The sequence below is a fragment of the Mycobacterium barrassiae genome, assembly GCF_025822765.1.
Classification (GTDB): domain Bacteria; phylum Actinomycetota; class Actinomycetes; order Mycobacteriales; family Mycobacteriaceae; genus Mycobacterium; species Mycobacterium barrassiae.
Window position 1 is genome coordinate 373,915 of record NZ_JACKUK010000027.1, and the last position, 19,749, is coordinate 393,663.

Consider the following 19,749-nt stretch of genomic DNA (forward strand, 5'->3'; position numbering starts at 1 on the left):
GCGGCCGTGCGGGAGTCAACGCCGCGCGGTCGAGTCCGGACTGACGCTAATCCTCTTGATTCGTGGACGTACGAGCGGATTCCGCGCGCTCGCGCTTGATCTTCCGGACGTAGGCCAGATAGGCCTTCACCGCCGGGATGCCCATATTGGGGTTCACGATGTGCGCGAGGATGCTGATGTTGCGGCTGACGGCCATCATCGCGGTGAAGAGCGTCATGCGCGCTTTCCGGCTCAGCCCATGCTGATCCCCGTGCTGCCGGTAGTAGGTGGTCTCGTCGCCACTGAAGTTCTTGGCCGGGGCGGCCGTGTAGTAGAAGAGCGCGACGGATCGCCGCCAACGGCCGTCGGCGATCGGATCGGTGTAACCGTGTACCGACTGGTCATCGGTGCGGAAGATGACGGCCCTACCCCACCCCGGCACGGCCGTGTCGACGGCGCGGCCCTCTTGGTCGTAGAACGACAGACAACCGCCGTCCTGCGCCGTCCAGCCCTCGTTCAAGTACACGATGACGTTGATGCGTCGGTACAGATTCAAGAAGCGATAGAAGTGGAAGTCGGTGTGCGGCGTGAGGATTCCGCCCGGGCCACTGACGTGTATGCCACCGCCGTACAGATAGGGATCCGGGAGCAACTGCTTGATGCCGGTGATCTGTTCGAGCACTCGCAGGAACGGCGGCTCGTTGAGCTCCCGGATGAGGCCTTTATACGGTTCCGGAATGCGGTCGATTTCAAAGCAGAACCGCTTGTTTCGGATGTAGCCGTCGTCCACTTCGTTCCACAAGGGCCATGAGCTATCCGGAAAGGCGTTGGCTGCCGAAGGGTCGAGGCGCAGGAGGTCGTCGACCACCAGGTGCGGAAAGGGTTGCGCCGCATGGAATTGGCGGCGTAACTCGGATGCGTTCCGCTCGAGTTCGGCGATGTTCAGAAGTGACTCTGCGTTCGCTTCCGCGCTTCCCGCAGGCGTCCAACGGTTTACAACAGCCTTACTTGCCCCCGCCCCGTTTGAGTCGGTCACTCGGCGGCTGCTGACCGACGCGTCGGCCGGTACGGCGGGGGTATTCATAGCTCCTCTAACGGAAGTAAGTATTTACTTTCGTTCTATTGGAGCACGCTCCCCGGCACGCCGTCAACCCGCAAACGCAGGCTGTAGTGACGCGACGACGCCTAAAACCTTGACCACCGCATGTCGGTCTCGATCGTGCGGCGCATCGAATTCGGCACACGGACCACGCCGTTCGGCGTGTTTGCGCGTATCTACTACTCGACGACGAAAACCGGGATCTGCCGTTCCGTCTTCGTCTGGTACTCGGCGTACGGCGGGTACGCCTCCACCGCAAGCTTCCACCAGTGTTCGCGTTCCGCGCCGTGGATTTCCCGTGCGGTCATCGTGGCGACCTTGTCGCCGTCTTGGACCGTCACCTCGGGGTTCGCCTTGACGTTGAAGTACCAGAATGGGTGCTCAGGAGCGCCGCCCTTTGACGCCACCATGGCGTATCGGCCGTTCTCCTCGACCCGCATCAGCGGCACATAGCGCTTCGCACCGGTCTTGGCGCCGGTCGTGGTGAACAGGACGATCGGACGGTCGAGCACCTGGACACCGTCGGTCGTACCCTGTTCCAGGATGCGTTCGGTCTGCTCACGGACCCAGTCGGTAGGGCTCAGCTTTGGTTGCTCGGTCACGAAACCCTTCAACGCGCCGGCCGGACGCCTCATTCCCTGCGACTTGAGATACCGCAGCCCACGTGGCTATCGCGGTAGGGTCGCGGCAGAGCCAATCGACAAACAATTGAAAGCGGGGAGCACGATGCAAACCCTTCTTCAAACCACGCGACGACTGGCCATCGCAGGTGCGTTCCTGGCGGCACCGCTGATTGCGGCGGTCATTCTCGGCCACCCCGGTCAGCCCGCGTCGCTTGCCCAATGTGCGCCGGGCGAGGACGGGGATCTCTATACCGGCCATTGTGTTCCGTACCTTGTCCCCAACTCACCCGCGAGCGGGTGCCCGGCCGGAGTCAGCGGCGCGGAATGCAATGTCCAGAGCCAACCCGTCTCCAACCCGCCGGACGTCCGCGGCGACCAGCCGGCGGAGCCGGATCAGTCACTCCTCGAAGTGTCGACGCCCGACTACTGATCCGCGGCCGCGCGCAGGATTCCGAGTAGCGTCCGCAGCTGCGCGCAACCTAGAAGCCGGTCGAGGGCCATGTGTGGTCCTCAGGGCGCGAAGGGCGCTGGGCCCGGCGGCACAGCCGGCGCCGGTGCGGGACCCGGCAGCGGTCCAGGCGCCCGGAGCGTCGAACCGCCGGCATGCGGCTGACCTGCGACGGGCACGGACAACAACGCGGGGGCCTGCGGCTGAGCCGGCGCAGTCGACTCCGGCGTTTCGGTGGCGGCCTCCTCCGTCCAGCTCGCCAGAAGTTTGTGGGCAACCAACGTCGCTCCTTCATTCGCCAGCCCGACCTCGGGGTAGCGACTGTGCACACCGAAGCTCCTGCCATCGGGATCGCACACCAGGTCGTCTTCGACACACAGATCGACGGTCTTGTCTACGTAGCGGGGCCCGATCACGATCTGCGGGTCATTGATCGCCCGCATGAAGCGCGCCGACGGCTTACCGAACAACGCGACCGCGGCGACGTGCTCGGCGACCTCGAGCGGCATCGGCGCGGGCACCGCCATGTCCGTTACTCCGTCGGGTACGACATTCGCGGTGACAAAGCCCATGACTGCTGCGCCTTGGGAGAAGCCGCCGAGCACCATCTTGGTTTCAGGGCACGCGGCAGCCGTGGCGAGGATACGGGCGCGGGCATCGTTGATGCCGTCGACAGCGGTCCGAAAGTCAGTGGTGGCAGGGTAATTCACCGCATACACACTGAGCGACTTCGGACCGACTTGAGACTGCAACGATTTGACGAACGCCTCCCCCGTCGGGCCGACGCCAGGTAGCTCGGTGGTGCCGCGGGCGAATATCACCTCGGCGTCAGGACACGGCGCTGCATGCACGGCGGGCACAGAGGCGCTTTGCAGCAACGCAGTTGCGGCTGCTGCGGCGCCCAGTACCCCAATCGTTCGAAATGCCCCCATGTGCTCATGCTGACACGCAGCGCTACACGCCGCGCTCCGAGCGGAGGAATACTCAGAGAAAAGCCAAACTTTGGTTGCCCGACAGATCAACCACTAAGAAATTCGTGAGGCGTTATTGTCGCCACTGAAAATTTAATTGGGGTGCGCCACAATGTGATTCCCCCGGCCTGGTCACCTCCGACGCCGCAGCAATGCGATCACGACACTGACGCCAACCGACAGCGCGAAGATCGCGAGTATCAGGTGGCGCAGGCCGTGCTCACTCGCTGTGAACGCCGCGAACTGAAGTCCGCCCGCGGTGAACGCGATCAACACGAACAGCCAGCCGAGCATTCGAAGCACCCGGGTCGACACGCTTCAGCATAGGGCTCCGCGGCGACTACGAGACCGTCGCGAGTGAACCCTGCGCACCACCCGTCGCCGACAGCGCGAGGCCGATGGCACTGCTGACTTGCTGCGGCGCCTCGTGCAGAAGCATGTGGCCCGCCGAAGGCACGTGCACGTGGACGGCGCCGGCGATCGCGTCAGCCAGATCGTCGGAATGTGACACCGGGGTCGCGAAGTCCATTCCACCGCTGACCACCACGGCCTTGGCGGTGATCGACTCGAGTGCGTCGTATCGGTCATAGTGCTTGAGTCCCAGCAGGAAACCGGCCGCGGTCGTCAGTGTGTTCTTCGGCAGCGCAGCCAATCCGGTCCGCGCGTGTGGGTTGAGGCCAGGGATCGCCAGGAGAGCATCGCTGAGTGGTTTCACGATGGACTTGATCGCCCGGTCAGTGGCGAACCTCGGTGCGCATTCGACGATTTCACACAGCATTTCGGTGGCGGGTGTGGCGATCAGGCGCCCGATCCCCCGCTCGGCGAGCTTGCCCGCCGCGGTCGCGACGAGGACCAGCCCGCTCGGCTCGACTGGTCGATGAGCGGCGGGGCGTCCGAGGTACTCGAGCGCCGTCATGCCACCCATCGAATGCCCGACGAGCGTCAACGCGCCACTCACGTTCAGTGCGGATAACACGTTGGCCAGGTCGGCGGCGAGCCGCCCGATCCGGTAGGTGCGCATGGGCGCCGACGACGAGGCGCCGTGGCCACGGTGGTCGTAGGTGATGATTCGGATCGAATTGCCCCACCGTTGCACGAGATCGCGGACCTGGGCTGCCCAGCTGTCTTGCGTCAGGCACAGTCCGTGCATCAGCACGATGGTGTGCTCCGCGTCGGCGCTGCCGAAGTCGCGAACCGCGAGTCGCACACCGTCGCTAGCGGTCACTCTGCGATCGAGATAGCCCAAGGTCGGTACGTCCTCATCAGTTGCGAACACTGTTGTCTCCCTGCCGATCCCATGCGCCCTCGAGCGCTTCCTGCTTTAGAAGGTAGGGATGGCCCCATGCGTTGTCGCGCTTATGCGCACAAGCCACGCAACGCGCGATGCCGCAACTTCTGCGCATTGTGCTCAGACACGCGTGTGCACTTACTTGCGCAGGTTGCGGTAGGCGTTGCCGATGCGCTCGATGACGTCGGGATGCCAGATGACCTCGCGGTAGGCCAGCGTCTCGTAGGTGAGCGCGGCGATCGGGTCCATGGCGGGCGAGCGCAGAGCCATCTCCTTGTTGATCATGGCCGACGCGGTGGTGGTCTCCGCGATCGATTTCGCGAGTTCGGTTGCGGCGGTGACGGCCTGCCCGGCGGGGACGAGTCGGTCCAGCAGACCGATGCGGAATGCCTCAGCGGCATCGATGCGGTCACCGGAGAAGGTCAGCAGCTTGGCCTGACTGAGCCCGACGATCTTCCACAGCGGGGAGAAGTACGGGGTCAAGCCCATCTTGATCTGCGGGTATCCCATGATGACGTCGTCGGAGCCGATGCGGATGTCGGAGAAGACCGCGATGTCGCAGCCGCCGCCGAGTGCAGGCCCGGCGACCGCGGCGATGGTCGGCTTCGGGTAGTCCAGCAGCGTGCCGTAGGCGCGCAGGCACGCATCGGAGTAGGTGCCGCGCAACTCATCGGTGAACCCGGATTGCAGTTTGAGATCCAGTCCTGCGCAGAACACGCTGTCACCACCGGTGATGACCACGGCGGCGACATCGTCGTTGGCGCGCCAATCGTCGAGGCAGTCGCTGAGGTTGCCCAGCACCTCCAGGCTCAGCGCGTTGCGACGGTCCGGCCGATTGAAAGTGATGGTGCCGACGCCGTCGGTGATGTCGGTGAGAATCTCGGTATACATGGTCATTCCTTCGGGTTCGGTGGGCAGGGTGTTCGGTGAAAAGGGTTACAGCCCAAGGTCTTTGCCGATGATTTCCTTCATGATCTCGGTGGTCCCGCCGTAGATGGTCTGAATCCGGGCGTCGGCGAACGCCCGGCACACCGAGTACTCGCGCATATAGCCGTAGCCGCCGTGCAGCTGCAGGCACCGGTCAGCCACCCGAACCTGCAGTTCGGTGGTCCACCACTTCGCCTTGGCTGCACTGGTGGCGCTGAGTTCATTGCGCGCATGCAGTTCCACGCAGTGGTCGACGAACACCCTCGCGATCTCGACTTCCGTGCACAGCTCGGCCAGCAGGAATCTGTTGTGCTGAAAGGCGCCGATGGGCTTGCCGAAGGCGGTGCGCTGCTTGACGTATTCCAGGGTGGTGGCGAGCACTCCCTCGGCGGCGGCCACCGCGCTGACGGCCAAAGACAGTCGTTCCCGTGGCAGGTTGCGCATCAGTTGGTAGAAGCCGTCGCCTTCGTTGCCGAGCAGGTTGGCGGCTGGAACGCGGACGCCGGTGAAGCTGAGCTCGCTGGTGTCCTGTCCGTGCAGACCGAGCTTGTCGAGGTTGCGTCCCTTCTCGAATCCGGGGGTGTCGGCCTCGACGACGAAGAGGGACAGACCTCGGTGCCGGTCCTCGCCGGTGCGGGCCGCCACCACGACGAGATCGCAGTTCTGTCCGTTCGAGATGAAGGTCTTGGAGCCGTCGATGACGTAATGGTCACCGTCGCGGACCGCACGGGTGCTGATGCCCGACAGGTCGCTGCCTGCGCCCGGTTCGGTCATGGCGATGGCCCCGATGAGTTCGCCGCTGGTCAGTCCAGGAAGCCAGCGCTCCTTCTGCTCCTCGGAGGTCATGTCGGTCAGGTAGGCGGCGACGACGTCGTTCTGCAGCACCAGCCCCATGCCGGCAGAGGGGTAGCCCGACCTTGCGAACTCCTCGTTGAGGATCGCGTTGAACCGGAAGTCGTCGACGCCGGCGCCGCCGAACCGCTCCGGGGTGGCGAACAGCAGCATGCCGTGCGCTCCGGCAGCGGCGAACATCGCCCGATCCACCCGCTTGTCGTGTTCCCACCGCGCGTAGTGGGGCGCCACCTCCGACGCGATGAAACGCGCGACGGTGGACCGGAACTGCTCGTGCTCGTCGCTGTAGACCGGCCGGGTCATGGCAGAGACCGTACATGGTGTTCGACTTTTTGCATAAAAACTCGAACACCATGTACAGTTTCCTGCGGATGGGCGCGGTCAGCGCTCCTGACCCGCTCGCGTGAGGACTACAAGGACGGCATGGACGGCCACGACTATCTGCTCACCAGCATCGAGGACGGGGTGGGCATCCTCCAGCTCAACCACCCGGAGAAGCGCAACGCGCTCGGGTGGGAACTGCACGAGGCGCTGATTGCCGCGCTCGCGGACTGGGCCTACGACGACGAGGTCGCCGCCGTGCTGATCATCGGCAACGAGGACTACTTCTGCGCGGGCTGGGCGTTGGACGTCTTGCAGGGCACCGAGGGTGACGATCGAAATCGTTTCACCGACTTGGCCTTACGGTTGATGACCGACCTCTACGACTACCGCAAACCCACGGTCGCCGCGGTGGCCGGCGTCGCCCCCGGTTACGGCATGGACGTGGCCAACATGTGCGATATCACCATCGCCTCAGAGAACGCCGTCTTCGGCTCCACCCAGGTGAAGTACGCGATGAACGGCTTCTACCACGGGATGCTGGCCAAGATGAACACCCAGCGGGCCCGCCGCATGTTCTTCACCGGCGATCCGGTCAGCGCGCACGAAGCGGCGCGCGTGGGGCTGGTCGACGAGGTGGTTCCCGTCGGCCGATTGCGGGACACCGCACTGACTTTGGCCAAGCAGATCGCCGAGGCCGGCGCCGAACTGACCACCATCCTCAAAGAGGTCGCGCTGCGCGCCCAGAACATGGACCATATCGGCGCGACGGCCTACGAACTACGGGTCACGCACGATCTGCTCCAGCGCGGCCTCTTCACCCGCCAACTCGACGAGGGACTCAAGCGGCTGAAATCCGGCGCGAGCCGCGCCACCGAACGATCGGCGCGATGACGACGCTCGGCACGCACGCTGTTCCGTGTGCGGTGGCCGACCCCGGTTCGGTGGAAGCACGGTTCGGCGCCCGCAACTGCCGGCCCGGCGGGTGCGACTTCGATCCTGCGCCATGGGTGCTCGACGAACACAACCGGATCCCGGCAGGTGCGCTGATGGTGCTGGCCGACCACATCCTCGGTGAGCCGGCCTTCATGGTGAGACCCGCCGGGTGGTGGACGCTGACCACCGAGGTGACGTTGGACATCGTCGGCGACCTGCCGGCACGCGGTGCGCTCAGCGGCGAAGCCCGACTCGTCAGACACGAACACCACGCCGCATTCGCCGAATGCGCGATCACCGATGCCACGGGCAAGGTGCAGGCGGTGGGCACAGCACAGCACGCACCATCACCATGGCCCCCAACGGACACCTCGAGGGCACCGACGTTGCCTGGCACACGATCGATGTGCAGACGGGCACCCTGGATGACGTTCTCGGACTGCAATACTCGGTGACTACCGACGGTGTGCAGGTGACGATGCCGGACACGACGGGCTGGGTCAACGACTTCGGCGTCCTGCACGGTGGGTTGTGGGCGTGTCTGTCCGATCGCGCTGCTACGAACTTGATCGCCCGGCGCAGCCCCGAACTGACGACGGCCCGCATCCACACCGCATTTCTGCGATCGGGGGTCCCGGGGGCGCCGGTGAGTGTGACGGCGCGGGCACATCACGTCGGGAAGAACTTCGCCGTAATCCAGGTGACGGGACACAGTGCAGGCAGCCAGCTGTGCGCAGTGACCACCTTGACCGCCCGGCGAGTGGGTCCGGAGATCGAGAGGAGTTGAGATGGTGGCTGATGCACCGCAGAGCGAGGAGTTTCTGCGCGACTTCGGCAACCGCTGGGATCGTGCGTGGAACTCGCACGACACCGACCGAGTGCTCGAGCTGCTGCATCCTGAGATTCGGTGGGAAGACACCGTTTTCTGGCCCGACGTGATCGATGGTATCGACGGCATGCCCGCCTACGTGGACATGATCTGGAAGGTCATGCCGGATGTGCAGTTCGAGGAGGTGCAGTTCTTCACCGCACCGGCCGACGGCAAAGCGCTGTACTTGTTCCGGCAGAGCGGCAGCGCGCCGGCCCGATTCGGCGACGGGCGGTTTTCGACCTACGGCTGCGACATCTTCCTCGGGTTCCGCGACGGCCTGCTGTCGCAGTATCTCGCGCAGTACGAGATCACCGAGATGATGCGGCAATACGGCGCACTACCGCCGCGCAATGGCCTGATCGGCGGTTCCTACCTGCTTTCGCTCCTCCGCGGCGACCCCGTCTCCGGTGCGTAGAGTGCGTGCCACACGATGGCGGCCAGCGCGGCCACGTGGTGTGGCACGCCATCGGCGTCGGCGGGACGAATCTGTTGGTAGAGACCGCGTTCCACCATCCACACCAGCCAGGCGGCGGTAGGTTCGGGATCGATCGACGCCCGTGCGCCGCCGGCAGCTTGAGCGCGGCGAATGTGTTTGGCGAGTTCGACATGCCCGATCGTCAAGAGTCGGTGGAACTCCTTGCGGACACCTGGGTCGTATGCCGACGCGTCGGCCAGCGCGGCGAGCAGCGTCGCACGGCGCCGGTAGGTCTGCACCAAATCCGTGAAAATCTGCACCAGTTCGTCTTGCGTGACGCCGGTGTCGAGGTCCATCCACTTACGTGCCGATTCGACGATCTCGCCGACCACACTCTCGCCGACCGCCCGCAACAGATGACCCATGTCATCGAAGTAGCTGTAGAACGTCGAGCGGGAGACGCGAGCGCGTGAGATGACCTGTTCCACAGAGATATCGGAGAACCGGTCGGCCTCTGCAAGCAGTTCCTCGCCGGCGGTGACGATGCGCGCGACCGACGCCGCGCGCTGCAGTTCGCGTCGGGAAGGCGCGCTGTCGGCCGTCATCGATTCGTGAGCGGACGTTTCATCGGACGTCCGCGTGTAGTCGCACGAGTGCAATGAATTGGCCGAGGGACCAGTCCATTTCGGCGATATCGAGGTGCTGATGGCCGATGACGATCGACAGGCCCAGGCCTGCCAAGCGTCCCGCGAGAGTCGGGTCTGTGATGAGGCCGTGCACGGCGTCGAAGATCAGTTTGCGACGGATCGCGTCGACCTCGTCACGTACCCGTGCCGCCCGGGCGTCGGTGTTACCCCAGGCTCGGAGTGCGACCTCAGCGTCATGCGGAATGGCGCGCGCGAGTTCGCGCAGCCGATCCAGGCGCGCCGCCGGATCGGCGGTCTTGCTGGCCTCGGCGGCGATTCGCTCGGTCAGCTCCGATTCCCAGTACGCCAGGAACTGGTCGACGAAGTCGTTCCAGTCGCGAAACCAGTTGTAGAACGAGCCGGTGGTCATCCCCAGCGACCGGCACAACGTGTTCTGCCGCAGCGCGCCGAACCCGTCTTTCGCCAGTAGATCAAGGGCGCCCTGGAAGTAGTCGAGTCGATTGACGGTCGCCACGGTTCTCCCTGGGTTGTCCGGCGGATCGCAACACCGACGGAATTATCGCACCTCGGGTCGGGCGGATTCCGTCGCTGCCGAGGCGCGTGCCCGTATCTCGTAGGCGCGGCGCTGGTCGGCGTCGTATTCCAGGAATGTGCGGTCGCTGCCCATTCGGCGGTTGATGAAGCGGCGCGCACGCGGCCTCAGCAGCGCGATGAAGCGTCCCAGCGAGCGCAGATGGCCGGGCACCGACAGCTGTCCCAACCGCTTGTCGAGAACTTTGACGACCGCAGCGGCGACGTCCTCGGGCGTGACCAAGCCCTGCGCGGCGCTCGGTGTGGTGCCCGCGATGAGTTCGGTCTTGGTGAAGGTCGGTAGGACGGCCGAGACATGAACGCCGTGCGGTGCGTACTCGTCGGCCAGTGCGGTAGACAGGCCGACCACCGCGAACTTGGTCGCGGCGTACACCGCCTGACCGGGCACGGCGACCAGTCCGGCCATGGAAGAGATGTTGACGACGTGACCGTCACGACGGGCCGTCATCTCGGGCAGGACCAGGTGGCAGCCGTTGATGACGCCGGCGAGGTTGACCTCCAGTGCGGCGCGGATGGATACCGGCGACTGTTCGATGAACGATCCGACTGGCATCACGCCCGCGTTGTTGATCAGGACGTCGATGCGCCCGTTCCCGTCTGCACGAGCCTGATCCAGGAACGTGGCGAACGACTCGCGGTCGGTGACATCGACGTGGTGTCCGGTGACCGCACCGCGCGGATGGAGTCGGTTCAATGCGTCGGCCAAAGCTTCCGTGTCCCGGTCCCCGATGATCACCGTCGCTCCGCGCGCCAGCAGTGCCGCTGCGGTGGCGTAGCCTATGCCGCGGGCAGCGCCGGTGATGGCGATGGTCTTGGCCCTGATGCGATCGCCGTTGCTCATGCTGTCCTCTCCGGGGTGAAGCGCACGTCCAGCTTCTTGATGCCGTTGATGAAAGTGCTTGTCAGGTAATCTGGTTCGCCGACCGCCTCGATGTCGGGCAACCGGTGGAAGAGCTCGCTGAAGATCGCCTTGAGTTGCAGTTTGGCGACGTGGCTGCCGAGGCAGTAGTGCGGGCCTCCGCCGCCGAAGCCGATGTGCGGGTTGGGTTTGCGGCCGAGATCGAATCGGTAGGGGTCGTCGAAGCACTGCTCGTCGCGGTTGCCCGAGTTGTAGAACAGGACCACATGCTCCCCGGGCTCGATCGTGATGCCGGACAGCTCGAATGGTTTCAGGGCGGTGCGGCGAAACGTCAACACCGGAGAGGCCCAGCGGACGAACTCCTCGATGGCCACATCGATTCGCGCATCAAAATCGTCGAGCAGATAGGCACGTTGGTCAGGATGGCGGGTCAATGCCAGCAGGGCGTGGCTGGTGGTCTGCTTGGTGGTGTCGTTGCCTGCGACGCACAACAGCACGAAGAACGCGCGGATCTCGTCGTCGGTCAGCCGGTCACCGTCGACCTCGGCCTGCACCAGCGCCGAGATCAGATCGTCGCGCGGGGTGGCGCGGCGGGCCTCGATGAGCTCCTGGCATCGGGCGTGCAGGGTGGTGATCCCGGTGAACATGGTGGTGAGAGCGTCTGTGGCCGCGGTACTTTCGTCGTCCCAGGCGGTCAGAGGCGCGGCAGCCTCGGCCACTTCCTGGTGCCGCTCCTTCGGGATGCCGATCATCTCCGAGACTGTCCACATCGGCAGCCGAGCACTCACCGCGTGGACGAACTCCGCCTGACCGCTGGGCTCGTTGGCGAGATCGTCGACGATCTGGCGGGCCTGGTCGTAGATCTGGTCGCTGATCATGGCGATGCGGCAAGGGGTGAACACCGAGCTGATGACGCGGCGGACCTTGCCGTGGCGGGGCTCGTCCATGGACAGGATCGAACTCGCCGCCTCGAGCACCTCGTCGGGAAAGTCCTCGAACATCACACCGCCGGTGGCCGAGGAGAACACGTCGGCATGGCGGCTGACAGTCACGATGTCGTCGCGGCGGGTGATCGCCCAGTAGCCGGGCGGACCGGGCTGATCCAGCGCGTCCATCATCGGGCTACGGATGGGGCGTTGCCAGCTCACCGGCCGGTCGCGACGCAGTTCGGCGAACAAGCGGTCGCGTTCCTCGGAGGGACCCGACCACAGTCGTTCGGCGGAGAGATCGATCGGGTCGTGCGGACGTTTGATGGCGATGCCGGTCATCGCGGCTCCTTTGCTACGCGTCGTTGCGGAGTGTGCCAACAGTGACGGATCGCACAATAACATAATATGAATTATGGTTAGAAGAGCCTTGACACGTCCTTTCAGCTTCCATCGCCCGTCATAACGTAAATTCGCTTACTCGCGCGGTCCGTATCGTCGGCCGTTCGCTCCGACGCGAGATGTGCTCGACATCTCGGCTCGAGAACGGCACAGCATTCCACCCGCCGAATCACCGTGTGTACCAGTCCAGTCCGCCATGTTTCGACGCGGACGGCATGGGGCATCCAAAGCATGGATGCATAGGCTTGCTAAGAATACGGTGGACTCAGTTTTTCGTCCTCGTCGAATTCGTGGCGCCACACCTGCCTCTTCGAGCAAGTAACTGCAGGGTCGGCGATGTAAGGGGGTTGGCGGCGTGGCACCGCCCAATGAAGGCGAGCGGTCGACATCGGTCGTCGTCGTGGGCAGCCATCGAGTGGTGTATGTCGGCATCGAGGAGTGGTTGCACGGCAGCCACCCCCGCATCAAAATGATCGGCCATTTCTCCAGTACCGCGGAGTTCGTGGCAACGCGGCGCGCGTCGGCTCAGGGCCCGGTGGTGCTGTTCGACCTGCCCTGTGAGAGCGGCGGGCAGGACCTTGAGGCGCTTCGGGAGATCTGCGCAGCGGGCCACCGCGTCATCGTCTACACCTGCCTGATCGATGACGACGTCGTATCGGCGGCCCGGGATGCTGGCGCCGTCGGATGTGTTGCGAGGTCTGAACCCGAAGAGGTGCTGGCGGCGGCGATCTATGCCGCGCAAAGCGACCGCCCGCACGTCAGCCCCCGAATGGCACAGGCGCTGGACAAAGAGCGACGGAAGCGGCCCCGCCTGAGTCGCCGCGAACAACAGGTGCTCATCGCGTGGTTTCAGACCGAGAACAAAAATGCGGTCGCCGAGCGGTTGTACATCGAGCCGTCGACGGTGGCGACTCACCTGCAACGCGTGCGGGCAAAGTATGCGGCGGTCGGCAGACCGGCCCCCACCAAGGCTGCTCTGGTCGCCCGGGCGATTCAAGACGACATCCTCAGCGTGGACGACCTTTGATTGAGCGCGGTTGCAGCAGGTAGCGGTTGAACCCCTGACGCGTATGCGCGGAGCCACTGAACAGTTTCAAATATTTGTCATCTGAACAGATGAATTCGTCCTTCTTCGGACAACCCAGCAACATAACGACTGCGTTAATTAGCCCCGACCCCACTTCGCCGCCGGCCCCTTCGCCGGAGCGAAGCGCGGTCTTCGGACCAATTTGAGAGGCGAATGAAGCATGAAAAGAGTGATCGCCGCCGGCGCAATTGCCGCGGGCGGGCTACTGACGCTTGGGCTGGGAGTGGCCAACGCAGACGAGGTTCAGGTCGAGGGCAGCTACTCGACGCTTGAGGCCTGCCAGGTCGACGGCCCGCAAGTCGAGATCGCGCAGGGCAACGACAACTACACGCACTGGGACTGCCGTCAGGGTGACGACGGCCTTTGGTACGTCTGGTTGAGCAACTGATGCACTCGCCGACGAAAGGCGCCATGGCCACTCGCGCTGCGCTGCATATAGATCCGTCGCCAACATTGGAGCTCGTGTGAGTTCGGCACAGCATGCGCTGCGGGTAGGGGCCGTTGCCTTTTCGCTCGGCGTAGTGGGGTTGGTCGGCACCGGAGGCATGGGCGCGGCGTCGGCCGCACCGAACGATTCAGACTCGTCGTCGAGTTCGTCTGGGTCGTCGAGCTCATCCTCCGGGTCGACCGGCTCATCCTCCGAGTCGACGAGCTCATCGACTGAATCGGCGACCTCCTCGTCTGCGTCGACGAGCACGTCGTCGACCACAGGCACGAATTCGGACTCGTCGGGCAATAGTTCCGGTTCGACTACCTCGCGTGCCAAGCCCGTGTCCACTGTCGGCTCGGATCCGTCAGCGACTCGGCCGGGACCGGCGTCCTCGGTCACAGGACAGACGTCGACGTCGTCGGCTACTGAGCGCGATACGGATTCAGAATCCGAGTCGACGAGCAAAAAAGTCGACGAGCCTGACACATCCTCCTCGGTTACTCCGGTAGCCGGCAGTGAAACCAATCCGACTGTCCCGGTAGATGATTCGGCGAACGCCTCGCCGGTCGTGGTCGAGGTCGACACAAAGCAGTCGAAGAGCAATGGTTCGGACCTGCAGGACCACGCCCCTTCGGTGACCGCAAAGCCGAGCGACGGCGCCGCTGTCGTGGTCGACGCGACGAGCATCGTCCAGTCCGGCGGTAACGATGGCTCCCCCGCGTCCGTCTCCGGTACGACAGGCATCGACGAGTCGAACGGTGACATTGGCTTTGTATCCGTCACGCTGGACGCGCTATCGGGCGACGCCGACAACCAAGGCGATGTCGTCGAGTATGTGGACACCGTCCCATCGCTCTCGGCGATAGCTCTCGAGTCCGACCCGTCGGGCCTTGACTCGCCATTGTCGGCAAACGGTGACCCCCTGGCGCCGCCCGCGAGCGCAATGCTGGTGGGCGCACTCGAATTGGTGCGCCGCGATCTGGACCAGGCGTCCGAAGTCGAATTGACCAGCGATAACCCGGAGGTCACGGAAACCCCGCTGATCATCGATCCTGCGTCGAATGTCTCGAACAACGCTGCCCTGACGGCAGCGGCGCCGCCGACGGTGGTCTCGGAGCCGTATCACTTGACGGTGGAGCCCACTTCGGCCGAACGAACCGCAGCGTTCCAAAAGGACCAAGTCAAGCGGATCGAGGCGTTCACTGAGGCGCAGGCCACCCGGAAGGCAGCGCTCGAAGGACAGCTGGCGTCGCAGTACGCGGAGTCTCCGCTGGGGGCGCTCGTCGCAAGCGCGGCGTATGTGGTCTCGGAACTCGCGAACACGGCGGCGTTCGTGGTGACGGAGTTCGTCAACTACATCTCGTTCGCCATCACCGAATTCGTCCACGGCTTGCAGGACTGGTTCACCGCCCCGGCCGAATTCACCGGCCTGTACGGCGAACCGACATTGAGTGAGCAGTACTTTCGGGCGCAGTCAGCTCAGAACTGCGTGTTGATGGCGACGGCGATGGTCATCGGTCAACTAACGGGAACCTCGCCAACCGAGCAAGAGATCGCCGAGGAGGCCGGCAACACCCCAAGCGTCGTCAACGAGGGCAGGCCGATGTACTCCGGCCTGCAGACGCAGGACGGTGTTGACGTCAAGGACGCCATCAAACTGCTTGATATGCACGGTATTTCAGCGACCCTCACCTCGTATGGCAAGAACGAGGGCAACCTGGCGCTGAGAGCCGTGGCGATCGCACTTCAGCAGAACAAGGCCGTGTCGGTCGGGCTCCATGGGGGAACCATCTGGAATGCGGTCGAGAACAAGCCGCTGCCCGAGGGGGTCTCCGCCTCGGATCATCAGGTGGTCGTCACCGGCATCGATTTCGATAAGGGGATCGTCCACCTCAACGACAGCGGATTCGGCGAAAACGAACAGGGCGTCAACGGCGGGATAAACATGAAAGTTCCGCTGGCGGCCTTCATGAAGGCGTGGCAGACCGACAGCTTCGAGACCATCGTCGCGCAGCTGAAGCCGGCGAACTCGACACCGGAACCGGCTCCGGGACCGGCATCGACCCGTATCGCCGGTTCGGACCTACTCCTGATCGACGTCGCGTAGAAGTGCAGCCGTTCGCCGGTCCCCCGCATCCTGGCTGGCGGGGGAACCGGAACGCATTGCATCCCAAGGTAGCTCCCCGCCGTAAGGGGTGGTCGACCGCCGGGTGATCTCGGCTGTCAGTTGTCGCTGGTCGTCCCGCGCCGCTTTGGGCGGCCCGATCGAAGGATCATCACATGAACGAATCTCGGATCGCCGTTTACCGTCGCGGCGCGCTCGCCTTATCGTCGGTAGCAGTCACGACGGCTGTGTGGTTGGGTGCCGTCCCACCCGCACTGGCCGACCCGTTCGACGACGGTGACTCGTCCGAGGTAACCGACAATTCCGGGTCCACAAACCCGCCTGCCGACGAGCCGGCTCCGTCCGACCAGGGCGAATCCGGAACCGCGCCGGAGGAATCCAACCTGGGTTCGGAGGACCCTGAGGAGTCCGCGACCGGCGCGGACGATACCCCCGGCGCCGGCGGCGAACCGGCCGTCGCCGGATCGCCGGATGACTCGGATTCGAACGTGACCGATACGGGCGTCGAGGCCGATACACCGGATCCCAACGTCGCCGAGGTGTCGCAGGAGGCCTTCGACGAGGCGCACGGCGCCGACGTGGTGGACGTCGACTCGACCACCGCGTCGGAAACCGAAGTCACCGAGCTCACCGAGTCACTGGAGTCGGTAGTCAACAGCACGACCACCGCAACGTCTTCGATATGGAGCAGCAGTGTGTCGCAATGGAATTCGTCGTGGATAGGCTATGACAATTGGTACCGGCCGGTCTTCACCAATCCGTACAGCACGCCGCTGCAGGTGATCTACCCCTACGACAACACCACTCGCATTGTCGAGGTCCCGCCGATGCAGCGTGCGGTAGTGAGCGCGCCTGTTGCCGATGTCTTCAGCTTCACCGCGGTGAACCGGGATCCCTCCGGAAAGCCGGTGACGGTGTCCACTGGCAGCTTCTCCGGGGGCGGATATCAGCCAGCTCCCGGTCAGCCGCCGCCCGTAAAACCCGCGCTGCCCACCACCTTCAAGAACGTGCTGGTGCAGCTGAAGTACAACGACAAGCTGTCGAAGCTGTTCAGAGTGAAGACGCTTGCCGACCTCGGCGACGATCCGTCGATCGGCGGTCACCGCGCCCTGCTCGACGGCGAAACACCGGTGTGGGGAACGTGGAGCAAGACCGCGGGCGGCGAGCGCGTGTTCGAGGTCACCAGCACCAATCAGCTGCCCGGACTCACCAAGCCGTCGCCAGGCCCGATGCCGGGTTATCAAGTGCAGCTGGTCAGCAGCGAGGCGGCGGCGGAGACGGCGGAAACGGCGCGGGTCAAACCGTTGGTCATCGTCGCGGCCGTCGGCGGAGTACTGGCGCTCGGAGCGATCGTGCTCCTCGTACTGGTAGGCAGACGGCGGAGGACGGCTTCGTAGCGGCGGTTCTCTCGATAGCCGCGCGCTCCGGCTTGCGGGTCACTCGCCGTCGTCGGGATTCGGGTCCATCCACCCGGGCTCGACGACGGTGATGGTCGGCGTCGGCCGGACGGGTGAAGGTGCCACGTGGGCGTGCGCCAGCACGACCACGCTTGTTGCAACACAACCCAGATTCGGCCCAGATCGTCCTGCGTGCCCCAACCCGACAAGGACGACTGGTACTGACGGGCGAGTGGGACGGTAGGCAGATCGAGGGCACGTTCGAGCGTCGGTTGATGTAACGCAGCAAGTCGGGTTTCGACTCATAAGCCCAGCGTTCGCGCGGCCTGCAGGCTCCGGATCGGCTGCGCCGCCTTTGCGTGAGCTGGTCCAGCGCAGGAGTGACGCACCTGAATGCCTGCCGCCTCGGGGTCCGAGCTGTAAAGCGGAGCAAGGGCAGGTGTTCAGGAAACACCTGCCCTTTACCCGCTCAACTCACTTGCGTGTAGAGCACCTCACTCGTCAATCACCTCGTAGCAGGCGGGTCCACAGTTAGGGTCGTAGTCGGGAGCGTTGGGGTAAATGCTGCCGGACGGGTAGACCATGCCGATTTCGTTTGGATTCGACGTGGAACCCAGAGTCGGGTGAGCGGTCTGCGGATGTTCGGCGGCCGGTGGTACGAGCTTGACGCCGGGAATCAGGTGGGCATGGACTACGTCATCACCCGCAGGCGAGGCCGCGTCGGCGTGCGGCGCCGAAGACTCGACGTGCGGGGCTGACGACTCGACATGCGGGGCCGACGACTCGACGTGCGGGGCCGACGACTCGACGTGCGGGGCCGAGACCGAGCCGGCGTGATCCCCGGAGGATGACGTGGAGTGCGTCGACCCGGAGTCGTGGGCGGGTGCCGCGGCCGCGGTGCCGGCCATGCCGAGGACAGCTGATATGTAGGCACTGTTTGTCAATAGGCAGGGGAAAGCCGCCCCGGGTGTGATGCCGGGGCGGCTTTCGTTTGATCGGGGTCAGTCGGTGCGCGGCGGTCGTTGCTCAACGACGGTGGNACAGCTGATATGTAGGCACTGTTTGTCAATAGGCAGGGGAAAGCCGCCCCGGGTGTGATGCCGGGGCGGCTTTCGTTTGATCGGGGTCAGTCGGTGCGCGGCGGTCGTTGCTCAACGACGGTGGTGTCAGACTGATATACGCGGGTTGGTTACCGCAAGACGATGGTTCGGCGCGAACGGTGGCTGCTCTCTAGGGACGGGCGTCACAACGACATTCGGTGAAAGCCGTTGCTGCTCATAGCTGTAACGCAGGTCCAGTTCGCCTACCTCGCCGCCGACAGGCCGATCCCGATCAAGTTCGGTGGCCGGCTGTCAGGTCAGCGTGGCCAGCGACCAGCACCAGCCGGCCAGTTCGCGGGCCACCGCGACGTTGGCCACCACGTGCGGTTTCTTGCGTTCGTTGAACCGACACCACTGCTGATGCAGCCGTCGGTTCCCGGCATGCCCGCGATCCTTGAGCACCGGGTCGACCTTGGCCCAGCGGGCCCGCATCGTCGGTCCAGGATTGCGATAGGCCGCTCGGTGATGCCAGGCCGATTCGATCAACAACCGTCGGACGTGAGCGTTGCCGGCCTTGGTGATCGAACCCTGCACCCGCGATGACCCTGAGGAGTACTCAGTGGGCACCAGGCCGACGTAGGCGCCGATCGAGGACCCGGTGAAGCGTGTCCAGTCACCGATCTCGACGGTCAATGCCAATCCGGTCAGCGCCGAGATTCCGCGAAGGCAGCCCAGTCGGTTGACCGGGTCAGCCCACCGCGGTGAGGCCGCAACGGCAGCGATCTGTTCGTCGAGGCGGTTTCGAGCAGCCGTCGTGGTGAGGACCGCATCGAAGTGGTGATCGAAGGCCGCCGCGGTGTGTGAATCGTCGAATCGTTGCCGTCGGAGCCATGTTTCGTGCACGCCGTTCCAGGCCTGACCACCGGAGTACACCCGGCCCTGGCGCAGCAGTAGTTTGGACAATCGATGCCGGACCCGCATCAGATCGGCGCGGGCGTCTTCGCGGGCACGCACCAGATCGCGCACGGCCTCGAGGGCGGCCTCGGGCACCCTGACCGCGGTAATCTCGCCCAATCGCAGCAGCCGGGTCAGATGCGCAGCGTCACGCGCATCGGTCTTGACTCGGTCTCCGCTGGGCCGGATCAACTTCGACGGCGCCGCCACCACACATTCGATCTGCGCAGCAGTCAACGCCCGGGCGAGCCCGAACCCCGTCGGTCCAGCTTCGTAGGCCACCCGCACCGGGCCCCGCAGTCGGTGCAACCAATCCAGAATCTCACCGTGATCGGGACACAACCGAGCCCGCTCGACGTGACCCGTTTCCTCATCCACGGCATGCGCAACCACCGAAAGCGCGTGCACGTCCAACCCGACACTCGTACCGTTGAAACTCACCGGAGGCCTCCTGATCTGCAACTGTGGCTCTACCGATGCGAGTGTTCACCCGCGATCGGCAACCCACGTCCATTTGCAGCCCGAGGCCTTCGGCCTCGAGTCAGCCTCCATACCGTCTAG

Annotated in this window: 22 protein-coding genes; 9 read left to right on the plus strand and 13 right to left on the minus strand. The window is 64.6% G+C overall.

Translation table 11 applies throughout. The features are described 5' to 3' along the window. Positions 1-46: 46 nt before the first annotated feature. Positions 47-847 carry a 2OG-Fe(II) oxygenase gene (locus H7J93_RS18880; protein ID WP_267307808.1) on the minus strand — a complete coding sequence of 267 codons (801 nt, stop codon included), beginning with the start codon at positions 845-847 and terminating at the stop codon, positions 47-49. A gap of 410 nt (positions 848-1,257) precedes the next feature. Further along, positions 1,258-1,680, minus strand: coding sequence for a nitroreductase family deazaflavin-dependent oxidoreductase (locus H7J93_RS18885; RefSeq protein WP_372507939.1), 423 nt, complete (start codon positions 1,678-1,680; stop codon positions 1,258-1,260). A 124-nt stretch (positions 1,681-1,804) separates the two neighbouring features. Here H7J93_RS18885 and H7J93_RS18890 point away from each other — a divergent pair, with 124 nt between their 5' ends. Further along, positions 1,805-2,131, plus strand: coding sequence for a hypothetical protein (locus H7J93_RS18890; protein WP_267307810.1), 327 nt, complete (start codon positions 1,805-1,807; stop codon positions 2,129-2,131). Between the two features lie 80 nt (positions 2,132-2,211). Here H7J93_RS18890 and H7J93_RS18895 read toward each other — a convergent pair whose 3' ends face one another. The 5 genes from H7J93_RS18895 to H7J93_RS18915 all read right to left on the minus strand — a co-directional run bounded on the left by H7J93_RS18895 (position 2,212) and on the right by H7J93_RS18915 (position 6,490). Then, the gene (locus H7J93_RS18895) at positions 2,212-3,081 is read right to left on the minus strand and encodes a cutinase family protein (RefSeq protein WP_267307811.1); all 870 of its coding nucleotides are present in this window, start codon (positions 3,079-3,081) and stop codon (positions 2,212-2,214) included. A 171-nt stretch (positions 3,082-3,252) separates the two neighbouring features. After that, positions 3,253-3,435, minus strand: coding sequence for a hypothetical protein (locus H7J93_RS18900; protein ID WP_267307812.1), 183 nt, complete (start codon positions 3,433-3,435; stop codon positions 3,253-3,255). Positions 3,436-3,460: 25 nt separating this feature from the next. Beyond that, positions 3,461-4,396 (minus strand): alpha/beta fold hydrolase, encoded by a 936-nt coding sequence (locus H7J93_RS18905; RefSeq protein ID WP_267307813.1) that lies wholly within the window; start codon positions 4,394-4,396, stop codon positions 3,461-3,463. A gap of 150 nt (positions 4,397-4,546) precedes the next feature. After that, positions 4,547-5,305 carry an enoyl-CoA hydratase/isomerase family protein gene (locus H7J93_RS18910; RefSeq protein ID WP_267307814.1) on the minus strand — a complete coding sequence of 253 codons (759 nt, stop codon included), beginning with the start codon at positions 5,303-5,305 and terminating at the stop codon, positions 4,547-4,549. 39 nt (positions 5,306-5,344) lie between these two features. After that, positions 5,345-6,490, minus strand: a complete 1,146-nt coding sequence (locus tag H7J93_RS18915) for an acyl-CoA dehydrogenase family protein (protein ID WP_267307815.1) — start codon at positions 6,488-6,490, stop codon at positions 5,345-5,347. Between the two features lie 120 nt (positions 6,491-6,610). Between H7J93_RS18915 and H7J93_RS18920 the strand changes: the two genes are divergently transcribed. Genes H7J93_RS18920 through H7J93_RS18935 form a run of 4 tightly spaced genes read left to right on the plus strand, consistent with a single transcriptional unit; the run spans position 6,611 to position 8,730 of the window. Next, on the plus strand, positions 6,611-7,402 hold the full coding sequence (locus H7J93_RS18920) for an enoyl-CoA hydratase/isomerase family protein (RefSeq protein WP_267307816.1): 792 nt from the start codon (positions 6,611-6,613) through the stop codon (positions 7,400-7,402). Then, on the plus strand, positions 7,399-7,899 hold the full coding sequence (locus H7J93_RS18925; protein ID WP_267307817.1) for a hotdog family protein: 501 nt from the start codon (positions 7,399-7,401) through the stop codon (positions 7,897-7,899). Before H7J93_RS18920 ends, H7J93_RS18925 begins: the two co-directional genes overlap by 4 nt. A 23-nt stretch (positions 7,900-7,922) precedes the next feature. Then, positions 7,923-8,231: a PaaI family thioesterase gene (locus H7J93_RS18930; RefSeq protein WP_267307856.1), complete on the plus strand. Its 309-nt coding sequence runs from the start codon at positions 7,923-7,925 to the stop codon at positions 8,229-8,231. Between the two features lies 1 nt (position 8,232). Beyond that, positions 8,233-8,730, plus strand: coding sequence for a nuclear transport factor 2 family protein (locus H7J93_RS18935; RefSeq protein WP_267307818.1), 498 nt, complete (start codon positions 8,233-8,235; stop codon positions 8,728-8,730). Here H7J93_RS18935 and H7J93_RS18940 read toward each other — a convergent pair. From H7J93_RS18940 to H7J93_RS18955, 4 genes are read right to left on the minus strand one after another with little or no spacing between them, the layout of a single operon-like run. Further along, positions 8,685-9,335, minus strand: a complete 651-nt coding sequence (locus H7J93_RS18940; protein ID WP_267307819.1) for a TetR/AcrR family transcriptional regulator — start codon at positions 9,333-9,335, stop codon at positions 8,685-8,687. The genes H7J93_RS18935 and H7J93_RS18940 overlap by 46 nt on opposite strands. Before the next feature lie 19 nt (positions 9,336-9,354). After that, entirely contained in the window at positions 9,355-9,891 is a 537-nt protein-coding gene (locus H7J93_RS18945; RefSeq protein ID WP_267307820.1) for a TetR/AcrR family transcriptional regulator, read from the minus strand. 42 nt (positions 9,892-9,933) lie between these two features. Continuing rightward, entirely contained in the window at positions 9,934-10,809 is an 876-nt protein-coding gene (locus tag H7J93_RS18950) for an SDR family oxidoreductase (RefSeq protein WP_267307821.1), read from the minus strand. Continuing rightward, positions 10,806-12,095, minus strand: coding sequence for a cytochrome P450 (locus H7J93_RS18955; protein WP_267307822.1), 1,290 nt, complete (start codon positions 12,093-12,095; stop codon positions 10,806-10,808). Before H7J93_RS18955 ends, H7J93_RS18950 begins: the two co-directional genes overlap by 4 nt. Positions 12,096-12,510: 415 nt before the next feature. On the opposite strand from H7J93_RS18955, the gene H7J93_RS18960 reads away from it, so the two are divergent. From H7J93_RS18960 to H7J93_RS18975, 4 genes are all read left to right on the plus strand, one after another. Then, positions 12,511-13,182: a LuxR C-terminal-related transcriptional regulator gene (locus tag H7J93_RS18960; protein ID WP_267307823.1), complete on the plus strand. Its 672-nt coding sequence runs from the start codon at positions 12,511-12,513 to the stop codon at positions 13,180-13,182. A 220-nt stretch (positions 13,183-13,402) separates the two neighbouring features. Continuing rightward, the gene (locus H7J93_RS18965) at positions 13,403-13,630 is read left to right on the plus strand and encodes a hypothetical protein (RefSeq protein WP_267307824.1); all 228 of its coding nucleotides are present in this window, start codon (positions 13,403-13,405) and stop codon (positions 13,628-13,630) included. Positions 13,631-14,306: 676 nt separating this feature from the next. Beyond that, a complete protein-coding gene (locus tag H7J93_RS18970; protein ID WP_267307825.1) occupies positions 14,307-15,779 on the plus strand; it encodes a C39 family peptidase in 1,473 nt (490 codons plus the stop codon). A gap of 173 nt (positions 15,780-15,952) precedes the next feature. Continuing rightward, positions 15,953-17,194, plus strand: a complete 1,242-nt coding sequence (locus H7J93_RS18975; RefSeq protein ID WP_267307826.1) for a hypothetical protein — start codon at positions 15,953-15,955, stop codon at positions 17,192-17,194. Between the two features lie 494 nt (positions 17,195-17,688). On the opposite strand, the gene H7J93_RS18980 is transcribed toward H7J93_RS18975, so the two are convergent. Together H7J93_RS18980 and H7J93_RS18985 are read right to left on the minus strand one after the other, a co-directional pair. Beyond that, a complete protein-coding gene (locus H7J93_RS18980; RefSeq protein ID WP_267307827.1) occupies positions 17,689-18,102 on the minus strand; it encodes a hypothetical protein in 414 nt (137 codons plus the stop codon). A gap of 444 nt (positions 18,103-18,546) precedes the next feature. Then, on the minus strand, positions 18,547-19,629 hold the full coding sequence (locus tag H7J93_RS18985; protein ID WP_267307828.1) for an IS110 family RNA-guided transposase: 1,083 nt from the start codon (positions 19,627-19,629) through the stop codon (positions 18,547-18,549). Positions 19,630-19,749: the final 120 nt, after the last annotated feature.